The organism is Aeromicrobium choanae (assembly GCF_900167475.1).
In the GTDB taxonomy this organism is placed as follows: Bacteria; Actinomycetota; Actinomycetes; order Propionibacteriales; family Nocardioidaceae; genus Aeromicrobium; species Aeromicrobium choanae.
In genome coordinates, this window is sequence record NZ_LT796768.1 from 2,933,633 (window position 1) to 2,953,568 (window position 19,936).

The 19,936-nt window shown below is 72.5% G+C and carries 22 protein-coding genes; 18 read left to right on the forward strand and 4 right to left on the reverse strand.

The window, feature by feature from the left end; all coding sequences use genetic code 11:
• Positions 1-31: 31 nt before the first annotated feature.
• Both priA and B5D60_RS14175 read left to right on the forward strand, forming a co-directional pair.
• Positions 32-754, forward strand: a complete 723-nt coding sequence (priA, locus tag B5D60_RS14170) for a bifunctional 1-(5-phosphoribosyl)-5-((5-phosphoribosylamino)methylideneamino)imidazole-4-carboxamide isomerase/phosphoribosylanthranilate isomerase PriA (RefSeq protein WP_078700759.1) — start codon at positions 32-34, stop codon at positions 752-754.
• Between the two features lie 2 nt (positions 755-756).
• On the forward strand, positions 757-1,275 hold the full coding sequence (locus B5D60_RS14175) for a DUF1707 SHOCT-like domain-containing protein (RefSeq protein WP_078700760.1): 519 nt from the start codon (positions 757-759) through the stop codon (positions 1,273-1,275).
• Positions 1,276-1,278: 3 nt separating this feature from the next.
• Here B5D60_RS14175 and B5D60_RS14180 read toward each other — a convergent pair whose 3' ends face one another.
• Positions 1,279-1,935, reverse strand: coding sequence for a hypothetical protein (locus B5D60_RS14180; protein ID WP_153303039.1), 657 nt, complete (start codon positions 1,933-1,935; stop codon positions 1,279-1,281).
• Positions 1,936-1,939: 4 nt separating this feature from the next.
• Between B5D60_RS14180 and hisF the strand changes: the two genes are divergently transcribed.
• The 8 genes from hisF to B5D60_RS14220 all read left to right on the forward strand — a co-directional run bounded on the left by hisF (position 1,940) and on the right by B5D60_RS14220 (position 9,221).
• Positions 1,940-2,701 (forward strand): imidazole glycerol phosphate synthase subunit HisF, encoded by a 762-nt coding sequence (hisF, locus tag B5D60_RS14185; RefSeq protein ID WP_078701458.1) that lies wholly within the window; start codon positions 1,940-1,942, stop codon positions 2,699-2,701.
• Positions 2,698-4,509, forward strand: coding sequence for an ABC transporter ATP-binding protein (locus B5D60_RS14190; RefSeq protein WP_153303040.1), 1,812 nt, complete (start codon positions 2,698-2,700; stop codon positions 4,507-4,509). Before hisF ends, B5D60_RS14190 begins: the two co-directional genes overlap by 4 nt.
• Positions 4,502-6,274 (forward strand): ABC transporter ATP-binding protein, encoded by a 1,773-nt coding sequence (locus tag B5D60_RS14195; RefSeq protein WP_153303041.1) that lies wholly within the window; start codon positions 4,502-4,504, stop codon positions 6,272-6,274. Before B5D60_RS14190 ends, B5D60_RS14195 begins: the two co-directional genes overlap by 8 nt.
• 37 nt (positions 6,275-6,311) lie before the next feature.
• The gene (hisI, locus tag B5D60_RS14200; RefSeq protein ID WP_197684329.1) at positions 6,312-6,650 is read left to right on the forward strand and encodes a phosphoribosyl-AMP cyclohydrolase; all 339 of its coding nucleotides are present in this window, start codon (positions 6,312-6,314) and stop codon (positions 6,648-6,650) included.
• Positions 6,647-7,198, forward strand: coding sequence for a Trp biosynthesis-associated membrane protein (locus B5D60_RS14205; RefSeq protein WP_172806373.1), 552 nt, complete (start codon positions 6,647-6,649; stop codon positions 7,196-7,198). Before hisI ends, B5D60_RS14205 begins: the two co-directional genes overlap by 4 nt.
• Before the next feature lie 54 nt (positions 7,199-7,252).
• Entirely contained in the window at positions 7,253-7,453 is a 201-nt protein-coding gene (locus B5D60_RS14210) for an HGxxPAAW family protein (RefSeq protein ID WP_078700763.1), read from the forward strand.
• 92 nt (positions 7,454-7,545) lie between these two features.
• The gene (locus B5D60_RS17120; RefSeq protein ID WP_269456881.1) at positions 7,546-7,878 is read left to right on the forward strand and encodes a DUF2752 domain-containing protein; all 333 of its coding nucleotides are present in this window, start codon (positions 7,546-7,548) and stop codon (positions 7,876-7,878) included.
• Positions 7,879-7,931: 53 nt separating this feature from the next.
• Positions 7,932-9,221 (forward strand): MFS transporter, encoded by a 1,290-nt coding sequence (locus B5D60_RS14220; protein ID WP_231948856.1) that lies wholly within the window; start codon positions 7,932-7,934, stop codon positions 9,219-9,221.
• Here the strand turns inward: B5D60_RS14220 and B5D60_RS14225 are convergent.
• Positions 9,187-9,522, reverse strand: coding sequence for a hypothetical protein (locus B5D60_RS14225; protein WP_078700766.1), 336 nt, complete (start codon positions 9,520-9,522; stop codon positions 9,187-9,189). The two genes, B5D60_RS14220 and B5D60_RS14225, sit on opposite strands and share 35 nt — an antisense overlap.
• 60 nt (positions 9,523-9,582) lie before the next feature.
• Positions 9,583-10,452, reverse strand: coding sequence for a DUF2189 domain-containing protein (locus B5D60_RS14230; protein WP_078700767.1), 870 nt, complete (start codon positions 10,450-10,452; stop codon positions 9,583-9,585).
• A 164-nt stretch (positions 10,453-10,616) separates the two neighbouring features.
• On the opposite strand from B5D60_RS14230, the gene trpC reads away from it, so the two are divergent.
• The 4 genes from trpC to lgt all read left to right on the forward strand — a co-directional run bounded on the left by trpC (position 10,617) and on the right by lgt (position 14,434).
• Positions 10,617-11,432 (forward strand): indole-3-glycerol phosphate synthase TrpC, encoded by an 816-nt coding sequence (trpC, locus tag B5D60_RS14235; protein ID WP_078700768.1) that lies wholly within the window; start codon positions 10,617-10,619, stop codon positions 11,430-11,432.
• 39 nt (positions 11,433-11,471) lie between these two features.
• Entirely contained in the window at positions 11,472-12,719 is a 1,248-nt protein-coding gene (gene trpB / locus B5D60_RS14240; RefSeq protein ID WP_078700769.1) for a tryptophan synthase subunit beta, read from the forward strand.
• Positions 12,720-12,798: 79 nt separating this feature from the next.
• A complete protein-coding gene (gene trpA / locus B5D60_RS14245) occupies positions 12,799-13,593 on the forward strand; it encodes a tryptophan synthase subunit alpha (protein WP_078700770.1) in 795 nt (264 codons plus the stop codon).
• Between the two features lies 1 nt (position 13,594).
• Positions 13,595-14,434, forward strand: coding sequence for a prolipoprotein diacylglyceryl transferase (gene lgt, locus B5D60_RS14250; protein ID WP_078700771.1), 840 nt, complete (start codon positions 13,595-13,597; stop codon positions 14,432-14,434).
• 32 nt (positions 14,435-14,466) lie between these two features.
• Here the strand turns inward: lgt and B5D60_RS14255 are convergent, their stop codons facing one another.
• Complete coding sequence (locus tag B5D60_RS14255; protein ID WP_078700772.1) at positions 14,467-14,688, reverse strand: antitoxin; 222 nt, start codon at positions 14,686-14,688, stop codon at positions 14,467-14,469.
• Between the two features lie 91 nt (positions 14,689-14,779).
• On the opposite strand from B5D60_RS14255, the gene miaA reads away from it, so the two are divergent.
• Genes miaA through B5D60_RS14275 form a run of 4 tightly spaced genes read left to right on the forward strand, consistent with a single transcriptional unit; the run spans position 14,780 to position 19,907 of the window.
• The gene (miaA, locus tag B5D60_RS14260) at positions 14,780-15,688 is read left to right on the forward strand and encodes a tRNA (adenosine(37)-N6)-dimethylallyltransferase MiaA (protein ID WP_078700773.1); all 909 of its coding nucleotides are present in this window, start codon (positions 14,780-14,782) and stop codon (positions 15,686-15,688) included.
• A gap of 9 nt (positions 15,689-15,697) precedes the next feature.
• On the forward strand, positions 15,698-16,510 hold the full coding sequence (gene dapF, locus B5D60_RS14265; protein ID WP_078700774.1) for a diaminopimelate epimerase: 813 nt from the start codon (positions 15,698-15,700) through the stop codon (positions 16,508-16,510).
• Positions 16,507-17,901 carry a GTPase HflX gene (gene hflX / locus B5D60_RS14270; RefSeq protein ID WP_078701462.1) on the forward strand — a complete coding sequence of 465 codons (1,395 nt, stop codon included), beginning with the start codon at positions 16,507-16,509 and terminating at the stop codon, positions 17,899-17,901. Before dapF ends, hflX begins: the two co-directional genes overlap by 4 nt.
• 56 nt (positions 17,902-17,957) lie before the next feature.
• Complete coding sequence (locus B5D60_RS14275) at positions 17,958-19,907, forward strand: ATP-dependent DNA helicase (protein ID WP_078700775.1); 1,950 nt, start codon at positions 17,958-17,960, stop codon at positions 19,905-19,907.
• The last annotated feature ends 29 nt before the right edge of the window (positions 19,908-19,936 follow it).

The following is a 19,936-nucleotide window of genomic DNA, read 5'->3' on the forward strand; positions in this document are numbered from 1 at the left end:
CTCTACGGAGGGCGGTCGATACGATCGCGGGGTGACTCTCGAACTCCTCCCCGCCGTCGACGTCGCCGAGGGCCAGGCCGTGCGCCTGGTCCAGGGCGAGCTCGGCAGCGAGACGTCCTATGGCTCCCCGCTCGACGCCGCCCTGCAGTGGCAGGCCGACGGTGCGGAGTGGATCCACCTGGTCGACCTCGACGCCGCCTTCGGCAAGGGCAGCAACCGCGACCTGCTGGCCGAGGTCGTGGGCCGCCTGGACGTGAAGGTGGAGCTCTCGGGCGGCATCCGAGACGACGAGTCGCTCGACGCCGCGATGGCCACCGGCTGCCGTCGGGTCAACCTCGGCACGGCCGCCATCGAGGATCCCGACTGGTGCCGCTCGGCGATCGCCCGGTATGGCGACCGGGTCGCGGTGGGCCTCGACGTCCGCGGCCGCACTCTGGCCGCCCGGGGCTGGACGAAGGAGGGTGGCGACCTGTTCGAGGTCCTGGCCCGCCTGGACGCCGACGGCTGCGCGCGCTACGTGGTCACCGACGTCACGAAGGACGGCACGCTCACGGGTCCGAACCTCGACCTCCTGCGTCAGGTGTGCGAGCAGACCGACAAGCCGGTCGTCGCCTCGGGCGGTGTCTCGAGCCTCGACGACCTGCGCGCGATCGCCACGCTGACCGGCATCGGCGTCGAGGGCGCGATCGTCGGCAAGGCGCTCTACGCCGGGGCCTTCACGCTGCCCGACGCGCTGGCCGCGGTCGCGGAGTAGTCGTGACCGGCCTCGTGCGGTGGGAGGGCTTCAGTGCCGATCCGCGTCGTGCGGAGGTGGCCGGCATCCGCGCGGGCGACCAGGACCGCGAGACGGCGGTCGAGGCCCTGCGGGAGGCCTACGCCGACGGCCGGCTCGACCGGATCGAGTTCGACCGCAGGTCCCACAGCGCCCTGGCGGCCACGCTGCTGGGGGAGTTCGTGCCCCTGCTGCAGGACCTCGAGGCGCCCACTCCCGCGGCCCTGTCCGTGCACGAGGAGGCGCTGCGGCGCTACCGGCGGGAGACGCGTGACGCCCGCAACGGGGTCGTGGCGATCGGGGTCATGACGAGCGGGATCTGGGGAGCCACCAGCATCGCGAGCGGCGAGCTGCTCTTCTTCTGGCCGATCTTCCCGATCCTCGGCGTCGGCGTCGGTTGGCTCATGCACGTGGTCAACCGGGGGCAGCGCATCGAGCACCACGAGCGAAGGATCGAGCGCCGGCTGAGCCGGCGCGAGGACGAAGAGGACGACGAGAGCTGACGCTCAGCAGCCGTCGCGCATGAGGTCGGGACGCGTGCCCGTGGTGACCTCGACCATCAGCACCTCGCTGGTGGGCTCGATCGACTCGGGGTCCTCCGTGAACAGGAAGCCCAGCCAGGCATCGCCCTCGGTGACGAACACGCCCGTCTGTCCGTAGCCGGCCTCGATCATCTCGGCGGTCTCGTAGACGCCGGTCACGTCCTTCAGGGTGCTGCCGACGCCCAGGCCGGCGGCGGTGCGGGGCTGCTCGCCGCGCACGCCGAAGGAGACGACGGTGCCGTCCTCCTTCGTCAGCACGTCGAGCGAGGAGGCGTAGTCGGACTTCCACCCGAGCGGCTCGCTGCGGCCGCACTCCTCGCCGGGGACCTCGACGTCGGCGTCGAACAGGCCGGTGGCGAGCGCCTCGTCGCGCGACATGCCGGTGCGTGCCGGGCCGACGACACCCGGGGCGACGGTCAGGTCCTCGATCGACGGCAGGGCGGCGGGCGGCTCCGAGGTGGGCGGCTCCGTCGTGGGGCTCGGGGCCGCCGAGGTCGCGGAGGTCGCCGGGTCCGGGGTCTCGTCGGGGGACTCCGAGCAGGCGCCGAGAGCCAGTGCGGTGACCGCCGCCAGGAGCCAGAGGCGGCTCGTAGGAACGTCGGACCCACGCACTACGCTCATGGCCGTGAGCCTAGCCGTCCGTGTGATCCCCTGTTTGGACGTGGACGGCGGTCGCGTCGTCAAGGGAGTGAACTTCGTCGACCTGCGCGATGCGGGCGACCCGGTCGAGATGGCGCGCGTCTACGACGCCCAGGGCGCCGACGAGCTGACCTTCCTCGACATCACCGCGTCCAGCGGCGATCGCTCCACGACCTACGACATCGTCGGCCAGACCGCCGAGCAGGTGTTCATCCCGCTCACCGTCGGTGGGGGAGTGCGCGCCGTCGAGGACGTCGACCGGCTGCTGCGCGCCGGCGCCGACAAGGTCGGCATCAACACCGCCGCGATCGCCCGACCCGACGTCATCGGCGAGATCGCCCACCGCTTCGGGAATCAGGTGCTCGTCCTGAGCGTTGACGCTCGACGTGCAGACGATCAGCCCAGCGGGTTCGAGGTGACCACCCACGGTGGCCGCCGGTCGGCCGGCATCGACGCCATCGAGTGGGTGCGCCGCGCCAGTGAGCTCGGCGCGGGCGAGATCCTGCTCAACTCGATGGACGCCGACGGCACGCAGGCCGGCTTCGACCTCGAGATGATCCGCGCCGCCCGCGGCGCCACCGACGTTCCCCTCATCGCCAGCGGAGGCGCCGGGCGCCTCGAGCACTTCGCCCCCGCGGTCGACGCGGGCGCCGACGCCGTGCTGGCCGCCAGCGTCTTCCACTTCGGCACGCTGACGATCCCCGCGGTGAAGGAGACGCTGCGAGGCGCCGGACACGTGGTCCGGTGAGCGCCCCGGCGCTCGACACCCTCAGCGGCGGTGGCACCGACCGGCTGACCCGGCGCGGCTTCGGGGTCATGGGCCGGGGCATCGCCCGCCAGAAGGTGATGTTCACGTGGGCCGCGCTCGCCTCCCTGCTGTTCGGCGTGATGACCGTCGCCGACGCGTGGGTGCTCGGCTGGGCCACCGATCACGTCATCGCCCCCTCGGTCGCCGCCGGTGCCGTCACCTGGTCCACCCTGTGGGCCGGCGTGGGCCTGTTCGTGCTGGCCGCGGTGCTGCGCACCGTGGGCGTGGTGGGGCGCCGCCTGCTGGGCGGCGTGGTGTTCTTCCGGCTCGTGCGCGACGACCGACTGCGCGTCACGCGCCGCTACCTGCAGCTGCCGCTGCGCTGGCACCACCGGCACCCCGCGGGTCAGCTGCTCAGCAACGCCAACGCCGACGTCGAGGCGACCTGGTCGGTCTTCATGCCGCTGCCGATGGCGCTCGGCACGATTGCCATGCTGGTCGCCGCGATCGCCACGATGGTGCTGGCCGATCCGGTGCTGACGGTGGTCGGGCTCGTCGTCATCCCGCTGCTCTTCCTGGCCAACGCCGTCTACCAGCGCTGGCAGGGGCCCCGGATCGCGCTCGCCCAGAGCCTGCGCGGTGACGTCTCCACCGTCGCCCACGAGTCGTTCGACGGCGCCCTCGTCGTCAAGTCGCTGGGCCGGGAGGCCGACGAGACGGCACGCTTCCGCGCCGCCAGCGAGCGGTTGCGCGACGCCGCCATCGCGATCGGTCGGATCCGCGCGATCTTCGACCCCGTCATCGAGGCGCTGCCGAACCTCGCCGTCCTGGCCGTGCTCCTGCTCGGCGCGTGGCGCGTGCAGGGCGGCGGCGCCGACGCGGGCGACGTGGTCCAGGTGGCCTACCTGTTCACCGTGATCGGCATGCAGATCCGCTCGTTCGGGTGGGTGCTGGGCGAGCTGCCGCGCGCCGTCGTCGGCTGGGACCGGGTGTCGCGCGTCATCGACGAGGACGACGCCATGGACTACGGCGACGCCCATGTGCCGGGCGCCGGACCTGTCGACCTCACCGTGACAGACCTCGACTACAGCCACCCCGACGAGCCCGACACGGCGGTGCTCAACGACATCGCGTTCACCGTGCCCGCCGGCACCGTCACGGCGGTCGTGGGCGCCACCGGCAGCGGCAAGAGCACGCTGACCTCCCTGGTCACCCGCCTCGTCGATCCCGACGACGGCGCGGTGCTGATCGGCGGCACCGACGCCCGTCGGCTCTCGCAGCGAGCGCTCACCCGTGCGGTGGCCCTCGTGCCGCAGTCCACGTTCCTGTTCGACGACACGGTCCGCGCCAACGTGGTGCTCGACCTCGACGTCCCCGACGAGCGGGTCTGGGAGGTGCTGCGCATCGTGCAGGCCGACCGGTTCGTGTCGGCCCTGCCGAACGGCCTCGACACCGAGCTGGGGGAGCGCGGCACGTCGCTCTCGGGCGGCCAGCGCCAGCGTCTCGCTCTGGCCCGGGCCCTGGTGCGCGACCCGCGCGTGCTCGTGATGGACGACGCCACCAGCGCCCTCGACCCCGAGGTCGAGCAGCGCATCCTGCGTGCCCTGGCCGACCGCGACGGCTCGCCCACCACTGTCGTGGTGGCGTACCGCAAGGCGACGATCGCGCTGGCCGACGAGGTCGTGTTCCTCGCCGGCGGCCGTGTCGCCGACCGCGGCACCGATGCCGAGCTGCGCGAGCGCTCGGCCGCCTACCGCAACCTCGTCGACGCGTACGACCAGGCCCGTGAGGAGGTCGACCATGAGTGACTCCGCGCCCCGCGAGGGCGGCATCTCCGTCCTCGTCCGCGGCATGCGCCGCAACCCCGAGATCACCGAGGGCATCTGGCTGACGCTCGTGCTCGCGCTCCTCAGCACCGCGGGCGGCTCCCTCGTGCCCATCGTCGTGCGGGCCGCGCTCGACGACGGCTTCGCCTCGGGCGACGTCGACACCGCGCTGATCGCCCGCTACGTGGGCATCGCCGCGCTGCTCATGATCGTGATCGCCGCTGCGGGCTACTGGTCGAAGGTGCGGATCTTCACCGCGAGCGAGCGAGGGCTGGCGAACCTGCGCGTCGCGGCGTTCCGGCACGTCCACGACCTGTCGATGCTCACGCAGAACACGCAGCGCCGCGGGTCGCTCGTCTCGCGCGTCACCTCGGACGTCGACCAGATCAGCCAGTTCCTGCAGTTCACCGGGATCATGATGATCATCAGCATCGGCCAGATGCTGGTGGCGACGGTGGTCATGGCGTTCCTGTCGTGGCAGCTCACGCTGGTGGTCCTGATCAGCTTCGTGCCCCTTGCGCTGAGCCTGCGCTGGCTGGCCGGCGCGATGTCGCGGGCCTACGACCGCGTGCGCGCCAGCGTCGGCGAGATGCTCGCCGTCATCGCCGAGCCCGTCGTGGGCGCGGCCGTCGTGCGGTCCTACGGCATCGAGGACCGCACGCAGCACCGCGTCGACGTCGCCGTCAGCGCGAACTACCGCAACAACATCCGCGCCCAGACGATCACCGCCGGCGCGTTCTCCGCCGCGATCCTCGTGGGCGGCATCGCCAACGCCGCGGTGCTCGCCGTGGGCGTCTGGCTGGGTGTGCTCGGCGAGCTCTCCGTCGGCACGATCGTGGCGTTCGTGTTCCTCGTCGGGCTCTTCACCGGCCCGGCGCAGATGGCCACCCAGGTGATCTCCGAGGCACAGAACGCGATCTCCTCGTGGCGCCGGGTCCTGGACCTGCTCGACACCCCGGCCGACGTGGTCGACCCGGGCCCGGACGGGCAGCGCCTCCCCGAGGGCGACCTCGAGGCGCGCTTCGAGCACGTCTCGTTCTCCTACCCCGAGGGCCCCACCGTGCTGGCCGACGTCGACGTCACGATCCAGGCCCGTCAGCGGGTCGCCGTCGTGGGCGAGACCGGGTCGGGCAAGACCACGTTCGCCAAGCTCCTCACCCGCCTGATGGACCCGGCCGAGGGCCGTGTGGTCCTCGGCGGCGTCGACATCGCGCAGGTCCCGTTCGACGACCTGCGCCGTCACGTGCTGATGGTGCCGCAGGAGGGCTTCCTGTTCGACGCGACGCTGGGCGAGAACCTGCGCTACGGATCGCGCACCGCCACGGACGCCGACCTCGTCGACGCCGTCGAGCGGCTCGGCCTCGCCGACTGGTTCGCGGCCCTGCCGCGCGGGCTCGACACGCGGGTGGGCCAGCGTGGCGAGTCGTTGTCGGCGGGGGAGCGGCAGCTGGTCGCGCTCGTCCGCTCGGCGCTGGCCGACCCCGCGTTCCTCGTGCTGGACGAGGCCACCAGTGCCGTCGATCCGCAGACCGAGCTGCGCGCCACCCGGGCACTCGACCGTCTGCTGCAGGGCCGCACCAGCGTGACGATCGCCCACCGGCTGTCCACCGCGGAAAACGCCGACCGCGTGCTCGTGTTCGACCAGGGCCGTCTCGTCGAGGACGGTCACCACCGCGATCTCGTCAAGGCCGAGGGCGTCTACGCTCGCCTGCACGCCTCCTGGGTCGCGCAGGCGACCCTCGCCTGATGCGGGGCGCGGGGCCGCGCCTGAGACACTGGGGGACGTGAGCTCCCTGGATGCGGCGATCGCCGCCCGCTTGAAGCGCGACGAGGCCGGCCTGGTCCCGGCGGTGGTGCAGGACGCGACGTCGCGCGCCGTGCTGATGGTCGGCTGGATGGACGACGAGGCGCTGCACCGCACCCTCACCACCGGGCGCTCCACCTTCTGGAGCCGCAGCCGTGGCGAGTACTGGGTCAAGGGCGAGACGTCGGGTCACACCCAGCACGTGCGCGAGGTCCGCCTCGACTGCGACGGCGACACGCTGCTCGTCGTCGTCGACCAGGTCGGCGCCGCGTGCCACACCGGCGCCACCACGTGCTTCGACCAGGACCTCCTGACGTGAACCGCAACCTCCTCGGGCCCGCCGTCCTCGTGCTGCTGGCGCTCGGCGGGGGCACGCTGCTGGCCGTCCGCGCGACCTGGTCCGAGGCCACCGCGCGCGCGGCGGGAATCCCCGAGACCGACCTCGCCGTGTCGGGCGCGGACGTCGTCCCGGGTGCGGCCGGGCTCGCCCTGCTGGTGATGGCCGCCGCCCTCGGCGTGCTCGCGGGCGGGCCCCGGCTGCGTCGGGTGATCGGCGCCCTCGTCGCGGTGGCCGGCGTCGTCGGCGTGGTGATCTCGAGCCGCACCGGGGACGCGCTGCAGACGGCGCAGCAGCGCGCGATCGACGAGGCCGCCGTCGCCGGTGCCACGGTGGACTGGAGCTCCACCGCCGCTCCGGCCTTCGCGATCGCCGGCTTCGCGCTGGTGGTCGTGGTCGGTGGCGCCGTCGCCTGGCTCGGTCCGCGCTGGGCCACGATGGGCCGCAAGTACGAGACCCCGGCCGCCCGGGAGCCCGACGCGAGCGACCTGTGGAAGGCGATGGACGACGGCGTCGATCCCACCGCCTGACCACCGAGTAGGCTGTCGTCCGAACCACCCCGAGCACCACTAGGAGCACCACCCATGTCGCACGGATCGTCGCCGGCCGCCTGGACCGCCGTCCTCGTCAGCCTCGCCGGCTTCCTGATCGGCGGGATCGCCCTGATCCCCGAGCCGAACTGGGTCCTCTTCACGATCGGCGTCGTGCTGGCGGTGGGTGCGCTCCCGCTCGGCAAGGTCATGTCCGTCGCCGGGTACGGCACCAGCCGGGTGAAGGATCACTGACCGATCAGGTCATCCCGACGACCGCCTCGCGCGGTCGTCTGCTGCGCGCCCCGCTGATCGCCGGCGGCGCCGGCCTCGCGGCGTTCGCCCTGCTGCACTTCCGTGACCCCCACGTCGAGGGCGCCTACGGCTTCTGCCCGTTCCTCGTCCTGACCGGGCAGCCCTGTCCCGGCTGCGGGGGACTGCGCGCGGTGAACCTGCTGACGCGCGGCGACTTCGCGGCCGCCGTCTCCAGCAACCTGCTTGCGGTCGCCCTGGTCGCCCTGGGCGTGGTGGCGTGGCTCGTGTGGCTCGGCCGGCGGGCGCGCGGGCTGCCCGCGCGCTACCTCACCTGGTCGGCGCGCACCGTGACCGCCCTGGGCGTGGTGGCCGCCGTCTTCGGCATCGCGCGGCTGACGCCGTGGGGCGCCTGGCTGGCCCCCTGACGAGAAGAGACACCGTGACGGACATGGGGACGCCGGCCGGCGCGGCTGCGTCGATGGCTGGAGGCCGACCTCGGCGGCGGGTGCACCGGGCGTGGCTCGTCGCGGGGGTCACGTTCCTCGTGCTCCTGGCGTCGGCCGCGTTCCGGTCCAGCCTCGGCGTGATGCTGGTGCCCATCGAGGAGGACCTCGGCTGGAGCCGCACGGAGACGTCGATCGCCGTCTCGCTCAACCTCATCGTCTACGGTGTCGCGGCGCCGTTCGCCGCGGCCCTCCTCGAGCGGATCGGCGTCCGCCGCACCGCCGTCGCCGCCCTCCTGCTGATCGCCCTGGGCTGCCTCGCCTCCACCGTGATGACCGCGCCCTGGCAGCTCTCGGTGCTGTGGGGCCTCGTGATCGGCGTCGCCACCGGCTCGGTCGCGCTCGTGTTCGGCGCGATCGTCGTCAATCGCTGGTTCGTCGCTCGGCGGGGCCTCGTGCTGGGCATCCTGGGCGCCGCGTGGGCCACCGGGCAGCTCGTGTTCCTGCCGCTGCTGGCCGCGATCGTCGACGAGTTCGGGTGGCGCGCCGCGTCGCTGGCGATCGCGGGCTGCTGCGCGGCCCTGGTGCCCGTCGTCGCGGTGGTGCTGCGCGACCGCCCCTCCGACGTGGGCCTCGAGCCGTACGGCGGGATCGACGACGAGGCGGCCGCCGTCGTGCCGCAGACCGCGGGCGCCGCCGTCGTCCACGCGGTCACGGTGCTGCGCGAGGTTCTCCGGACGCGCTCGTTCCTCCTGCTCGCGGGCACCTTCTTCGTGTGCGGCTGGACCACGAACGGGATCATCAGCAGCCACTTCGTGCCCGCCGCCCACGACCACGGCATGCAGGCCACGACCGCGGCCGGGCTGCTGGCCGTGGTGGGCATCTTCGACATCGTCGGCACGATCGGCTCCGGCTGGCTGACCGACCGCTACGACCCGCGCCTCCTGCTGTCGGTCTACTACGCGCTGCGCGGCGTCGCGCTGCTGGCGGTGCCGGCGCTGCTCGGCCCGACGGTGGAGCCGCCGATGCTGGTGGTCGTGGCGCTGTTCGGCCTGGACTGGGTCGCCACGGTCCCGCCGACGGTGGTGCTGTGCCGGACCGCGTTCGGTCCCGAGCGGGGCGGCATCGTGTTCGGCTGGGTGTTCGCGGCGCACATGATCGGCGCCGGCGTCGCGGCCGCGGCCAGTGGCGCCCTGCGCGCGTCCTCGGGTGACTACACGTCGGCGTGGCTGCTGGCCGGAGCGCTCGCCGTGGCTGCGGCGGTGGGCAGCCTGCTGCTGCCGCGCCCCGTCACGGCGTCAGTGCCAGGTCCAGCACGACGCTGAGGGCGCCGACGACGAGCGAGAGCGCGCCGATCACGATCGCGGCGACGCCCACCCAGTAGGCGGCGGTGGCCATCGAGGTGTCGGCGTACGGGCCGCCCCACTGCCGCGCGCGGTCGCGCTCACCCTTGGCCAGGATCATGGCCGCGATGCCGCCGGCGATCGAGAACACCCCGCAGCAGCAGGAGAGGAACACGCTCACGATCGCGATGACCAGGGCCCACACGGCCTGGTTGTTGTCCGGCGCCGAGGGATACCCCTGGCCGTAGGGAGGCTGGCCGGGCGGCGGGGGATAGCTCGTCACCCGCCGAGCATAGGACGGCGCGGCCGGGCTGCTCGCCCGGCCGCGCCGTGTCCTGCCGTGTCAGGCGGCGACCGGCTGGTCGCGGAACTTCTTGTAGGCGTACGCCGTGGCGATCGTCACCACGGGGTAGGCGACCAGCAGGCCGAGGCCGCACAGGCACGCGCCGATCAGCACGATCACGAAGCTCAGCAGCGCCAGCAGCAGGGCCTGGCCGAGGTTGGCCGACACCAGCTTCACGCTCGACGTGATCGCGTCGACGGGGGACTGGTTCTCGTCCACGACGAACAGCAGCGCGAAGTACGACAGGAACGCGAAGATGATGCCCGGCAGGACGCACAGGACGAGGCCGATCGTGATGCCGATCGACACCAGCAGCGACGTCAGGATGACCGGCCCGACCGGCACCCGCGAGAACGTGTCGGCGAGCGAGAACGGCCGGCCCTCGGTCTCGTCGAGCGCGCCGCGGTAGATGAACGCGGAGATCACGTAGGTGGCCAGCGTCGAGAGCAGGTTCACCACGATGCTCGCGAAGTTGAACCCGGCGAACGGGTTGGTCTCGTTCGCGTCGATGTCCGGCTGCACGAGGAAGCTGAAGAGGCCGAAGATCACCGAGACGGCGAAGATCGCCAGTCCGGCGATGATCCACTGACCCGCGTTGGCGGAGAACTTGCGCCAGCCGTAGCCGATCGCGTCGGTCGGGCTGAAGGGCTCGATGAACCCCGAGCCGCCGGGCGGGGGAGGCGGGTACCCGCCGGCGCCGTAGCCGGACGGGCCTCCGGGGGGAGGCGGGTAGCCGCCGCCGGACGCGTCACCGGGCGGGGGCGGCGGGTAGGAGGTGCCGCCGTAGGAGGGCGGGGGCGGCGGCGGGGGCGGGACGGGACCGTCCGGGGTCTCCGGGTCGGGTCCGGTGGGCGGCTCGTTGGTCGACATACGGGCGAGCATAGGGAGGATCGGGCGCTCCGTACACCGTGCGGATCATCGATCCTGCCAGTGATGCTGTCTCGAAACGGAGGGTGCGTGCCGCTTGACCACGGCGCGGGGATACGCTGGAGGTCAGTTCGGAGCCGAGTCCCGACAGGGGAAGGGAGAGTGCGATGACCGTACTCGACGACATCCTCGCGGGGGTGGCCGAGGACCTGGCCGAGCGACAGAGCCGGGTGTCCCTGGACGACCTCAAGCGTCAGGCCGACAAGCAGCCCCCCGCACTGGACCCCATGCCGGCGTTCCGGGCCGAAGGCGTCTCGGTGATCGCCGAGGTGAAGCGGTCGAGCCCCAGCCTGGGCGCGCTCGCCGACATCAAGAACCCCGCCCAGCTCGCCGCGGACTACGCGGCCGGCGGCGCCGCCGCGATCAGCGTGCTCACCGAGCAGCGTCGCTTCAACGGCACCCTCGACGACCTGCGTGCCGTGCGCGGCCAGGTCGACGTGCCGGTGCTGCGCAAGGACTTCATCACCACGTCGTACCAGCTGTGGGAGGCCCGGGCCGCCGGTGCCGACATGGCGCTGCTGATCGTGGCCGCTCTCGACCAGAACGCGCTGGAGTCGCTGATCGACCGCGCTCGGTCGATCGGCCTGACCCCGCTGATCGAGGTCCACGACGAGGCCGAGGTGCGCCGCGCCCTCGACGCCGACGCCGACCTCATCGGCGTGAACGCTCGCAACCTCAAGACGCTCGAGGTCGACCGCCAGACGTTCGAGCGGCTCGCCCCCCACATCCCCGACTCGGTGGTGAAGGTCGCCGAGTCCGGCGTCCGCGGGCCGCACGACGTGATCGAGTACGCGCGCTTCGGCGCCAACGTCGTGCTCGTCGGCGAGACCCTCGTCAAGGGCGACGACCCTCGCGCCACCGTGGCGGACCTGGTCGCGGCCGGCTCCCATCCGGCGCTGCAGCATCGATGGCAGCCGAGCTGAACCCACCAGCTCCCTGCCGACCCCTCACCCAGGACGACCATGACTGACACCTCCGGCCGATCGCCGTCGCGATCGGCACTTCCCGACGGTCCCGGCCACTTCGGTCGCTTCGGCGGCCGGTTCATGCCCGAGGCCCTGATCGCCCCGCTCGACGAGATCACCCGCGAGTGGGAGGCCGCCCAGGCCGACCCCGTGTTCCGCGCCGAGCTCGACCGCATGCTGCGCGAGTACGCCAACGTGCCGAGCCCGCTGTACGAGGCGCACCGGTTCTCGCGGGCCGTGGGAGCGCGCATCCTGCTCAAGCGCGAGGACCTCAACCACACCGGCGCCCACAAGATCCGCAACGTGATCGGGCAGGCCCTGCTGGCCAAGCGCATCGGCAAGCCGCGCTGCATCGCCGAGACGGGAGCCGGCCAGCACGGAGTCGCCTCGGCCACGGCGTGCGCCTACCTCGACCTGGACTGCACCGTCTACATGGGCCAGGTCGACACCGAGCGCCAGGCCCTGAACGTCGCCCGCATGCAGATGCTGGGCGCCGAGGTCATCCCGGTCACCACCGGGAGCGCCACCCTCAAGGACGCGATCAACGAGGCCCTGCGCGACTGGGTCACCACGGTCGACACGACGCACTACCTCTTCGGCACCGCCGCGGGGCCGCACCCGTTCCCGACGATGGTGCGCGAGCTGACGCGGGGCATCGGCGACGAGGCACGGGCCCAGGTCCTCGAGCTCACCGGCAGGCTGCCCGACGCGGCCGTCGCGTGCGTGGGTGGCGGATCGAACGCGATCGGGCTGTTCACGGCGTTCGTGCCTGACGAGAGCGTCCGGCTCATCGGCATCGAGGCCGGCGGCGACGGCTTCGAGACCGGTCGCCACGCCGCCACGATCACCGCCGGCGAGGTCGGCGTGCTCCACGGCGCCCGCTCGTTCCTGCTGCAGGACGAGGACGGCCAGACGATCGAGTCCCACTCGATCAGCGCCGGTCTCGACTACCCGGGCGTGGGACCCGAGCACGCGCACCTGGCCGACATCGGCAGGGCCCAGTACCGGCCCGCCACCGACGCGCAGGCGATGTCCGCGTTCGACCTGCTGTGCAAGACCGAGGGGATCATCCCCGCGATCGAGTCGGCGCACGCGCTGGCCGGTGCGGTGGAGCTCGCGAAGGAGATGGGCCCCGACGCCACGATCCTGGTCAACCTCTCGGGCCGCGGCGACAAGGACGTGCACACCGCCGCGAAGTACTTCGGCCTGCTGGACGAGAACGACCGGGCGGAGACCGACCGATGAGCGAGCGCGAGCGAGTGAACGAATCCGGCGCACACATCGCGCCGCCGACCTATCCTGCTCTTCCAGAGGCGGTGGCGCGATGACGGTGATTGACGAGCTGTTCGAGCGCACGCGCGCCGAGAACCGCGCGGCCCTCGTGGGCTACCTGCCCGCCGGGTTCCCCACGGTGGACGGCTCCATCGCGGCCATCGGCGCCATGATCGAGGCCGGCGTGGACCTGGTCGAGGTGGGCCTGCCCTACAGCGATCCGGTGATGGACGGTCCCACGATCCAGGCCGCCGCGGAGGCCGCGCTGGTCAACGGCACCCGGGTCGACGACGTGTTCCGCGTCGTGGAGGCCTCGGCCGCCGGCGCTCCCACCGTGGTCATGACCTACTGGAACCCGGTCGAGCGCCGCGGCGTCGACCGGTTCGCCGCCGACCTCGCCGCCGCCGGGGGAGCCGGAATCATCACGCCCGACCTCATTCCCGACGAGGCCATCGACTGGGAGCGCGCCTCCCGCGAGCAGGGCCTGGACCGCGTCTACCTCGTGTCGCCGTCGTCGTCCGACGAGCGACTGGCGATGACGGCCGAGGCCGCCAGCGGCTTCATCTACGCCACCGCGGTCATGGGCGTCACGGGACAGCGCGAGCAGACCAGCAGCCTCGCGCCCGAGCTGGTCGGCCGGCTGCGCAAGGTCACCGACAAGCCCGTCGGCGTGGGGCTCGGCGTCAGCAACGGCGCCCAGGCCCACGAGATCGCCGCGTTCGCCGACGCGGTGATCGTGGGTTCGGCGCTCGTGCGCTGCCTGCTCGACCAGCCCGACGAGGCCTCCGGGCTCGCGGCGATCCGCGACCTCGTGACCGACCTGCGCACCGGCGTCGAGCGGGACTGACATGACCATCGCCGCCTACATCCCCTCGCCCGAGCAGGCCGTCTGGCACCTCGGGCCGCTGCCCCTGCGGGCCTACGCGCTGTGCATCATCGCCGGCGTCTTCGCCGCCATCTGGATCGCCGAGCGGCGCTACGTGGCTGCCGGAGGCCGTCCCGGCGCGATCGGCGACGTGGCGATCTGGGCCGTGCCGTTCGGCATCATCGGCGGACGGATCTACCACGTCCTCACCGACCCCCAGCTCTACTTCGGCGACGGTCGCGACCCGATCGACGCGCTGAAGATCTGGGAGGGCGGCCTGGGCATCTGGGGCGCCATCGCGTTCGGCGGCCTGGGCGCGTGGATCGCGTGCCGACGGTACGACATCGACTTCCTGAAGATGGCCGACGCCCTGGCGCCCGGACTTCTCGTCGCGCAGGCGATCGGACGACTCGGCAACTACTTCAACCAGGAGCTCTTCGGCCGTCCCACCACGGTGCCGTGGGCCCTGGAGATCTCCGAGCGGCACCGTCCCGACGGCTTCGAGCAGTTCGCCACGTTCCACCCGACGTTCCTCTACGAGGCACTGTGGAACCTGGCGGCCGCGGCGCTGCTCGTGTGGCTGGGCAAGCGCTTCGCGCTGACGCACGGACGGGTCTTCGCGCTCTACGTCATGCTCTACACCCTCGGGCGCGGCTGGATCGAGTCCCTGCGGATCGACACGGTGAACCACATCGGGCCGTTCCGGCTGAACATCTGGACCTCGATCGTGGTGTTCTGCCTGGCCCTGGCCTACTTCGTGTGGGCCGGCCGCCGGTACCGCGAGAGCCCTGAGCGTGACGTTTCCGGGGCCGACGCGCCGTAGGCGACCCCCGGAACGTCACTGCCAGCGCTTCCTCAGGCCTTCGGGTCGTCCTCGAGCCGGTCCGCGGCCTCCTTGAGCTTGGCGGCGGCGTCGTCGATCTTCTCGGTGAACTTGCCGTCGGTGGCCTTGTCGGCGAGGTCCGCGACCTTGTCGATCGCGGCGTCGATGTCCTCGTCGTGCTGCGCCGCCTCCTCCTTGGCCCGATCGACTAGCTGCTCGACGTCCTTGCCCTTGAACTTGTCCAGGAAGCCCATGGATGGCCCTCTCGTCCGTGACGGGACCGTGCATCGGTCCCGGACGTCACGGTACTTCGGCTCGGCGGACCCCGCCTGAAAGACTGGGACCATGAGACCGAGCCGCCCCGTCGTCGCCGTCGTGGGCCCTACCGCCTCGGGCAAGACGCGGCTCTCGGTCGGTCTGGCTCGCGCCGTGGGCGGCGAGATCGTCAACGCCGACTCCGTGCAGCTGTACCGCGGCATGGACGTGGGCAGCGCCAAGGCCACCGAGGAGGAGCGTGACGGCGTCCCGCACCACCTTCTGGACGTCCTCGACCCGTCCCAGGAGGCGAGCGTCGCGGCATTCCAGCGCGAGGCGCGAGCCGTGATCGAGCAGGTCCGTGGCCGGGACGCCGTGCCGATCCTCGTGGGTGGCTCGTCGCTGTACGTGCGCGCCGTGCTCGACCCGTTGGACTTCCCGGGCACCGACCCGGAGGTGCGCCGCCGCTGGACCGAGCGCCTCGACGCTTTCGGCCCCGAGGCGCTCCACACGGAGCTGCTCGCCCGTGACCCCGAGGCCGCCGCGGCGATCCTGCCGACGAACGGACGCCGGATCGTGCGCGCCCTGGAGGTGGGCGAGCTGACGGGCAGGCCGTTCGTCGCCACGATGCCCGCCCCGGTGTCGATCTACCCGGAGGTCGTGATGATCGGCCTCGACGTGCCGCGCGACGTGCTCGACGCGCGCATCGACGCCCGGGTCGACGCGATGTGGGCCGACGACCTCGTCGAGGAGGTCACGGGACTGCCCGGCCTCGCCGGCTCGCCCACGGCCTCGCGGGCGCTCGGCTACCAGCAGGTGCTGGCGATGCTGGCCGGTGAGATGACCGAGGACGAGGCCCGCGCCGAGACGAAGTCCGGCACGCGGCGATTCGCGCGGCGCCAGGACCGGATGATGCGCAAGGATCCGCGGATCCACTGGCTGCCCTTCGACGACCCCGACCTGCTCGGGCGTGCGGTGGCGCTCGTCGAACACCCGTAGGCTGGGGACATGGAATTCACGTGGTTCAAGGGGCACGGCACCGAGAACGACTTCGTGCTGCTGCCCGACCACGACGGCACCCTGCACGGTGACCTCGACCCGGCGTTCGTGGCCGCCCTGTGCGACCGGCGCCGCGGCATCGGCGCCGACGGCGTCATGCGCGTCGTGCGGTGCACCGCGCTGGGCCACAACTCGCCCGCCGAGTGGTTCATGGACTACCGCAACGCCGACGGCTCGCTGAGCCAGATGTGTGGCAACGGCATCCGCGTGTTCGCACGCCACCTGCTCGAGCAGGGCCTGGTCGAGGGGCCCGAGTTCCCGATCGACACGCGCGACGGACTCAAGTTCCTCTCCGTCGTCGGCGACGAGATCGCGGTCGACATGGGCGCCTTCACCACCGGAACCCACTCCAAGGTCTCCGCCGCCGGCCAGACCTGGGAGGCGCTCGAGGTGCACACCGGCAACCCGCACGCCGTCGCGTTCGTCGACCGCGTGCACGATGCCGGCACCCTCCTGGAGCAGCCCGCGTTCTCCGAGTCGGTCTACCCCGAGGGCGTGAACATCGAGTTCGTCGAGCGGCGCGGCACCCACCACGTGGCGATGCGCGTTCACGAGCGCGGCTCGGGCGAGACCCGCTCCTGCGGCACCGGCGCGTGCGCCGCGGCGATCGCCACGGCGCGTGCCGACGGAGCACACGATCCCACCGAGTACCGGGTCGACGTGCCCGGCGGAACCCTGCACGTGACCGTCGAGCCGGAGCGCACCGTCCTGCGAGGGCCGGCCGTCATCGTGGCCGGCGGAACGATGGAGTGGCGCGGATGAGCGACGAGAACCGTCCCGACCTCCAGCAGGGGGAGATGGACCTTCAGGACCGCTCGTCGCTGCGCCGCGTCGCCGGGCTGTCCACCGAGCTCGAGGACATCAGCGAGGTCGAGTACCGCCAGCTGCGGCTCGAGCGGGTGGTGCTCGTCGGCGTGTGGACCGAGGGCACCGTCGAGGACGCCGAGAACTCCCTGACCGAGCTGAAGGCGCTGGCCGAGACGGCCGGCTCCGACGTGCTCGACGCCCTGATCCAGCGGCGCCAGAAGCCCGACCCCGCCACCTACATCGGCAGCGGCAAGGTGGAGGAGCTGCGCGAGGCGGTGCGCGCCACCGGTGCCGACACCGTGATCTGCGACGGTGAGCTGGCGCCGAGCCAGCTGCGCAACCTGGAGGACCGCGTCAAGGTCAAGGTCGTCGACCGCGTGGCCCTGATCCTCGACATCTTCGCCCAGCACGCCAAGAGCGCCGAGGGCAAGGCCCAGGTCGAGCTGGCGCAGCTGCAGTACCAGACCCAGCGCCTGCGCGGCTGGGGCGGCAACCTGTCCCGGCAGGCCGGTGGCCAGGCCGCGGGCGGCGAGGGCATCGGTGGTCGTGGTCCCGGTGAGACGAAGCTCGAGACCGATCGCCGCCGCATCCAGGCCAAGATGGCCAAGCTGCGCCGCGAGCTCAAGGAGTTGCGCGGCACCCGCGAGACCAAGAAGGCCGAGCGCCGCCGCAACAAGATCCCCTCGGTCGCGATCGCCGGGTACACGAACGCCGGCAAGTCGAGCCTGCTCAACCGGCTGACCGGCGCGGGCGTGCTGGTCGAGGACGCGCTGTTCGCCACCCTCGACCCCACCACGCGTCGCGCCGAGACGTCGGACGGACGCGTCTACACGCTCTCGGACACCGTGGGGTTCGTCCGGCACCTGCCGCACCAGCTCGTGGAGGCGTTCCGCTCCACCCTCGAGGAGGTGGCGGACGCCGACCTCGTCCTGCACGTGGTCGACGGGTCGCACCCCGACCCCGAGGGTCAGATCGCCGCGGTCCGCGAGGTGTTCGCCCAGATCGAGGCCGTCCGGGTCCCGGAGGTCATCGTCATCAACAAGGCCGACCAGGCCGACCCCCTGGTGCTGAAGGCGCTGCTGGCCCGTGAGCCGCACGCGGTCGTCGTGAGCGCCCGCACGGGGGAGGGCATCGACGAGCTGCTGAACGCGATCGAGGCCGACCTGCCGGTGCCCGAGGTGCTGGTCGACGCGGTGGTGCCGTACTCGCGCGGCGACCTCGTGAACCAGCTGCACCTGCACGCCGAGATCGAGCAGCTCGAGCACGTCGCCGACGGCACGCACGTCGTCGCCCGCGTCCATCCCGAGCTCGCCGCGGAGCTCGAGCAGTTCGCCCGGGCCCACTGACCGGTCACCTGTGGATCGGTGAGCCTGCGGCTCCGGTCGCCGGGTAGCGTTCTGCCATGCCCTCCCGCCCCGGTGTGACCGACGTTCTCGGTGCCGCCGTCGCGGCGGTGGGCGGATCCGAGCGACCCGGGCAGGTCGCGATGGCCGAGGCGGTCGCGAAGGCCCTGTCCGAGGAGCGCCACCTGCTGGTCCAGGCCGGCACCGGCACCGGCAAGTCGCTGGGCTACCTCGTGCCGGCGCTGCTGCACGACAAGCGCGTCGTGATCGCGACGGCCACGCTCAACCTGCAGCACCAGCTGGTCGAGCGCGACATCCCCGCCCTCAAGGAGGCGGCGCGCGGCACGATGTCCACGGTGCCGCACCACGCCGTGCTCAAGGGCCGCGCCAACTACGCGTGCCTGCACCGCGTCCGCCAGGGCGCTCCCGACGACCAGGGCGTCCTGGTCGAGGTCCCCGAGGGCTCGCTGGGCGCCGAGGTCGTGCAGCTGCGCGAATGGGCCGAGGACCAGGCGCAGGGCGGCCACGCGGGCGACCGCGACGGTGCGCCGACCCACGGCGAGCGCGCCTGGCGCCAGGTCAGCGTCTCCTCGCGCGAGTGCCTCGGCGCCTCGCGCTGCGAGTACGCCGCCGAGTGCTTCGCCGAGCGGGCCCGCGAGGACGCCGCCAACGCCCACGTCGTGGTCACGAACCACGCCATGCTCGCGATCGACGCGATCGAGGGCATCCCGATGCTGCCGGAGTTCGACGCCGTGGTGGTCGACGAGGCGCACGAGCTCGCCGCCCGGGTCACCCAGGCGTCCACCGACGAGCTCGATCCCGGCCTCATCGAGCGGGCCGCCCGCCGCGCCCGCTCCTACCTCGACGACGCGGGCACCGCCGACGACCTCGGCGACGCCGCCGACGCTCTCGCCGACGCGCTCACGCACGTCCAGCCCGGCCGGATCGACGCGATCGAGCCCGCGCTGGCCGGCGCGCTCGCGCTGGTCCGAGACAGTGCGCGCGCGTGCTTCTCGAACTTCACCAAGGAGAAGGGCGAGGAGGCCGACCCGGGTCGCCAGCAGGCGCGCACCTCGATCGACGACGTCCGGGGCGTGGCCGAGCGGATGGCCGCCGGGCGCGAGACCGAGGTGCTGTGGCTGGGGGAGGGCCGCACCGGCCTGCACCTGCGCATCGCGCCGATCGACGTCTCGGGCGCGCTGCGCGAGAAGCTGTTCGGCGAGAAGACCGTCGTGCTCACCAGCGCGACCCTCACCCTCGGTGGCTCGTTCGGTCCCGTCGCCGCCTCCCTCGGACTGGACCTGAAGGGCTCCGACTGGACCGGGCTCGACGTCGGCTCCCCGTTCGACTACCAGCGCCAGGGCATCCTCTACGTCGCGCGCCACCTCCCGGCGCCCGGGCGCGACGGCCTCGAGGCCGAGCAGCTCGGCGAGATCACCGCCCTGGTGAAGGCGGCCGGCGGCCGCACTCTCGGGCTGTTCTCGTCGCGGCGGGCCGCCGAGCGGGCGGCCGAGTACGTCCGCCAGTCCCTGCCCGATCTGGACATCCTCTGTCAGGGCGACGCCCAGCTGCCCGAGCTGGCCCGCCGCTTCGCCGAGGAGCCCAGCGCCTGCCTGTTCGGCACGCTGAGCCTGTGGCAGGGCGTAGACCTCCCGGGAGACACCTGCACCTTGGTCATCATCGACCGGATCCCGTTCCCGCGCCCCGACGACCCGCTCAGCAGCGCGCGCCAGCGCCTCGTCGAGCGTCGCGGCGGCAACGGCTTCATGCAGGTGGCCGCGCAGCACGCCGCCCTGCTGCTGGCCCAGGGCGTCGGTCGCCTGATCAGGCGCTCCACCGACCGCGGCGTGGTCGCGATCCTGGATCCACGTCTGGTCACCGCGCGGTACGGCGGATTCCTGGCGTCCTCGCTGCCGCCGCTGTGGCGAACGACCGACCGCACGGTGGTCACCGCGGCCCTGCGCCGCCTCGACGAAACGGCGAAGGCGGGGAATCAGGCCTCGGTTTGATACCGTGGCCCGGACTCATCGCTCAACCA

Bases quoted from the DNA above. Each gene is read 5' to 3' on its own strand.
- B5D60_RS14180 (WP_153303039.1), bottom strand. From the start codon at position 1,935: ATGAGCGTAGTGCGTGGGTCCGACGTTCCTACGAGCCGCCTCTGGCTC.
- B5D60_RS14255 (WP_078700772.1), bottom strand. From the start codon at position 14,688: ATGGGCTTCCTGGACAAGTTCAAGGGCAAGGACGTCGAGCAGCTAGTC.
- B5D60_RS14230 (WP_078700767.1), bottom strand. From the start codon at position 10,452: ATGTCGACCAACGAGCCGCCCACCGGACCCGACCCGGAGACCCCGGAC.
- trpB (WP_078700769.1), top strand. From the start codon at position 11,472: ATGACTGACACCTCCGGCCGATCGCCGTCGCGATCGGCACTTCCCGAC.
- B5D60_RS14195 (WP_153303041.1), top strand. From the start codon at position 4,502: ATGAGTGACTCCGCGCCCCGCGAGGGCGGCATCTCCGTCCTCGTCCGC.
- lgt (WP_078700771.1), top strand. From the start codon at position 13,595: ATGACCATCGCCGCCTACATCCCCTCGCCCGAGCAGGCCGTCTGGCAC.
- B5D60_RS14220 (WP_231948856.1), top strand. From the start codon at position 7,932: ATGGCTGGAGGCCGACCTCGGCGGCGGGTGCACCGGGCGTGGCTCGTC.
- B5D60_RS14275 (WP_078700775.1), top strand. From the start codon at position 17,958: ATGCCCTCCCGCCCCGGTGTGACCGACGTTCTCGGTGCCGCCGTCGCG.
- B5D60_RS14210 (WP_078700763.1), top strand. From the start codon at position 7,253: ATGTCGCACGGATCGTCGCCGGCCGCCTGGACCGCCGTCCTCGTCAGC.
- miaA (WP_078700773.1), top strand. From the start codon at position 14,780: ATGAGACCGAGCCGCCCCGTCGTCGCCGTCGTGGGCCCTACCGCCTCG.
- trpC (WP_078700768.1), top strand. From the start codon at position 10,617: ATGACCGTACTCGACGACATCCTCGCGGGGGTGGCCGAGGACCTGGCC.
- trpA (WP_078700770.1), top strand. From the start codon at position 12,799: ATGACGGTGATTGACGAGCTGTTCGAGCGCACGCGCGCCGAGAACCGC.
- hflX (WP_078701462.1), top strand. From the start codon at position 16,507: ATGAGCGACGAGAACCGTCCCGACCTCCAGCAGGGGGAGATGGACCTT.
- dapF (WP_078700774.1), top strand. From the start codon at position 15,698: ATGGAATTCACGTGGTTCAAGGGGCACGGCACCGAGAACGACTTCGTG.